General features: G+C 63.0%; 2 protein-coding genes. Both read right to left on the bottom strand.

The window, feature by feature from the left end:
- Positions 1 to 339: 339 nt before the first annotated feature.
- Entirely contained in the window at positions 340 to 1860 is a 1521-nt protein-coding gene (locus tag AB4Z11_RS26765) for an HDOD domain-containing protein (RefSeq protein WP_442028881.1), read from the bottom strand.
- A 59-nt stretch (positions 1861 to 1919) separates the two neighbouring features.
- Positions 1920 to 3524, bottom strand: a 1605-nt coding sequence (locus AB4Z11_RS26760) for a tetratricopeptide repeat protein (RefSeq protein WP_442028880.1), incomplete at its 5' end; no start/stop codon positions are given.

Below are 3524 nucleotides of genomic sequence, written 5' to 3'. Positions count from 1 at the left end.
GTACTCATAAGAGGGCAGATTTACAGTCTGCTGCCTTTAACCACTCGGCCACCCCTCCGCGAAGGAACCGCAGAGTATGAAGCAATTACAAAAGACTGTCAACACACACAATGCAGTTTTCTGCACTGCGGCACTGACGTCCGCTTCGGGGCGAGATTGTAAGGGCTGCACCTGCAACTTTGCAAGTGTTGTTTTTAAGTTGCATTTTCGACAGCCTCCGCCGCCCTGTCGCGCGCTGCCGTTTTGATCCCGGAATCCGCAAGCGACTTGACGGCGCGGAGACGGCGCCCTCCCCTCCACGCTTGCGCTTGCAAACCGCGGCTCATTGCGCCGCCGCTCTCAGGGCGTCAGGGCTACCAGCACCTGGCCTTTCAGGGCGCGGATCAGGGAAGTCTCATCCGGCGGCACGCCTTCCGGGGCGGGATGCGCGCGGTCGGCGTAGAACAGGCCAAGCTGCACGCCCTGCACCACCAGCGGCAGCACGATGAAGCTGCGCGCATCGGGCAGCAGTTTGAGATGCCAGTCCGGCAGCAGATCGCGGATCTTCGGCACCGTCGCATCGGCGATCATCAGATCCGCATCGTTGTCCATCGCCAGATGGAACAAATCCTTACCCTGCAAGGGGAAAGCGAAAGCCGCCGCGCGTTCCACATGCCGTTCGCCGAGCGCGATACGGGCGCGGAACTGGCCGCTCTTCACGTCCTTCAGCGCCACCGTCGCAAAGCGGAAGCCCATGCTGCGATACAGCGTCTCAAGCACCGCCTGGATCAGTTCATTGACCTTGCTGCGTCCTGCCGCGCGCATCTGCGTCACTTCCTGCACGCCGGCCAGCAGCAGTTCGCGCGCATGGAATGGCTTGCCGCTGGGGTAAATGCCCTCCTGCTCGCTCTGGCCCGCGTCCATGGTGGCCAGCGCCAGCACATTCGGCAAACCTTCGTGGACTTCCTCTTCCGGTTCTTCCTGCGCGCCAAGCTGCATGGAATCCAGCAGCGCATCCATATTGCGGCGGACGGTGAAGAACAGCTGCTCGACGTCTTCCTTCTCCATAGCCAGCGCCACGCCGAAGCGCTGCGTCAGCAAGCGCGCATCGTCCGCGGCGGGACCGGACCTGCGCGTCACCGCGCGTGCCGCATCCATGCTGAAGCTCACCACTATGCGCATCCACTCGGCCCGGTCGATCGGCAGCTTTTGCGCGCCCGGCGGCAGCGGCCCTGTCGAGCGCACGATCACATCAGGGATCTTCCACTCCTTCAGAATCGCGGCCGACAGCGTGTCGTAGGTCGAGCCCAGAATCATCTGCGAGGCCTGCGCCTGCGTATGCTGGCCGGTCGCCATCAGCTGCGCGATTTCGCGGAAGCGCTCATGCTCGCGCGAGGCGATCACCAGCGGACCGATGTTTTTGAACAGCGCCCCAATCGCCGCCTCTTCCGCCTTCTGGTAAGGGCTGCGCCGCGCCAGCTCGCGTCCCACCAGGCTGGCGCACAGCGCCGCCTCCAGCTCCACGCGCACGCTTTGCGCATGCTTGCTGTTGGCCAGCGTATCGACCAGCAGCATGGCCAGCGCCGTAGTCTTCACGGTATCGAAACCAAGCAGCGAAATCGCGCGGGAAATCGTGGTTACCGGCGTACCGGCTGCGGTGCGGTACTGCGGCGTGTTCGCCAGACGCAGGATCTTCTGGGTCAGCGCGACGTCGGACAGAACATAGTAGGCCAGGCTTTGCGTGCCCTGGTCATCCGAGTCAGCCAGCTGCACCACACGTGCTACCGAGACGCCAAGCGCGAAGAGGCCTTCATCGTCGCTGCATAGCTTCTTCAGCAGCAGGGCGCGTACGGGCCGCTGCTCGTCATGGGAATGTGGCATTACTGTTATGGTTGTAGGCTAATGCAAGCCATTGTAGCGCCGAGCAAGCGGCATTGCTCTTATATCGCTATGCGCACGCCAGGTTCGCGCCGGCGGCCGGGACGGATGTTGTATTTCTTCAATATGTCCTGGTGCAGATTGACCAGGGCATTCAGTTTGGGATTGACCGGATCGAGGCGGCGTACGCCGGCAATGTAGTCCAGCGCATACTGGCCCAGATGTTCGTCCCAGCCGGTGTTCTCCAGGCATTTGAGCACCGCCACCGCGGCATTGAACACCACTTGCGGATTGTCGGGCAGCTTGGCCACCGCTTCCGCCATCAGGTCCACCGCACCGCGGAAGTCTCCTTCCTTTGCCAGGCGCGCACCTTCCGCCACCATATCGCCGACCTCGGTGCGGCTTTCGTTGGCGAGGCGCGTGGCCAGCTCGCCGTGCCCGGCCTGCTCCATCATGCGCACCGCCTTGGCCATGGCGGCATTGCTGGCTGCGTTGCGCATCACATCGCGCATCACATCGGCCGCCTGTTCTTCCTTGCCCACTTCCAGACAGGTACGCGCCAGCTCCATCTTGATTTCGTTCGACAGGCCGGTGGCGCGCTTGCAGCCCGCCAGCGCGCTGTCGAGCGATGCATTCATGCGCGCTTCATTGCCGGTGTACTCGTGCAGCATGGCGGACGAAATGGCGCTGCATACTTCCGTGTTCTTCTGCCCCGCCAGCGATTTATCCAGATCGCGGATCACGGCCGCCGCCTGCACCGGATCGCCCTTCTTCACCAGCGTCTGCGCCAGCCGCGCGTGGTCTTCCGGATTTCGAAACTCCGAGTAGCGCGCCTTGCTGACCACTTGTTTCATGGCGCGTTCAGCGGCATCGACATCGCCCGCCTCCAGCGCCACCTCGCCCAGACGGCGCAAGCGGCGCACGGCATGCGGCGACAGTTCCACCGCATCGTTCAGCACGGCTTGCGCGGCAGGCAGGTCGCCATTGGCTTCGTGGGTTTTTGCCAGCCAGTCATAGGCATCGAGGAAGCGCGCGTTCTGGCCCAGCAGCTCTTCCAGCATCTGGCGCGCTTCGTCGTAGCGCTCGCGCAGGAACAGGGTCTTGGCCTGACCCAGGCGTGCCCAGTGGATATGGCGGGTGTCCCACAACTCCGCATAAATCGGCTCGGCCAGTTCCGGCTCGCCCAGCTGCAAATGCATTTCGGCACGCAGGCGCATGAAGTCGGCGGCAAAGCGCGGCTGCGCCATCTCGCCCGCCTCGCAAGCTTCCAGCGCGGCGGCAAAGTCGCCCAGCTCAATCAATTGATAAACGGGCAGCAGCGCATTGCGGCGATCCAGCGCGCGCCAGATGCGGTCCATCATATTGTCGGCCGCGAAAGGCTTCAGGATGTAATCGCTGGGCATCAGTTCGGCGGCGCTGACCACCTTGCTGAACTGGCCTTCGCCGGTGACCATGAAGAACATGGTGGAGGCATTGATCAAGCGGTGGTGGCGCAAGTCTTCCAGCATCTGCTGGCCGTCCTGGCCGGTTTCAAGATCGTATTCGCAAAGGATCAGGTCGTAGACCTTGTTCTCCAGGGCGCGGATAGCCTGGCCCGAGCTCGACGCATCGTCGATACGGCTCAGGCCGCACAGGTTCAGCATATTGTGAAGGCTGGCGCGCATGCC

This window comes from Pseudoduganella sp. RAF53_2 (genome assembly GCF_052113985.1).
GTDB lineage: Bacteria > Pseudomonadota > Gammaproteobacteria > Burkholderiales > Burkholderiaceae_D > Rugamonas.
Note: the sequence above shows the minus strand (reverse complement) of the source record. Positions and strands in the feature narration are given on the sequence as shown.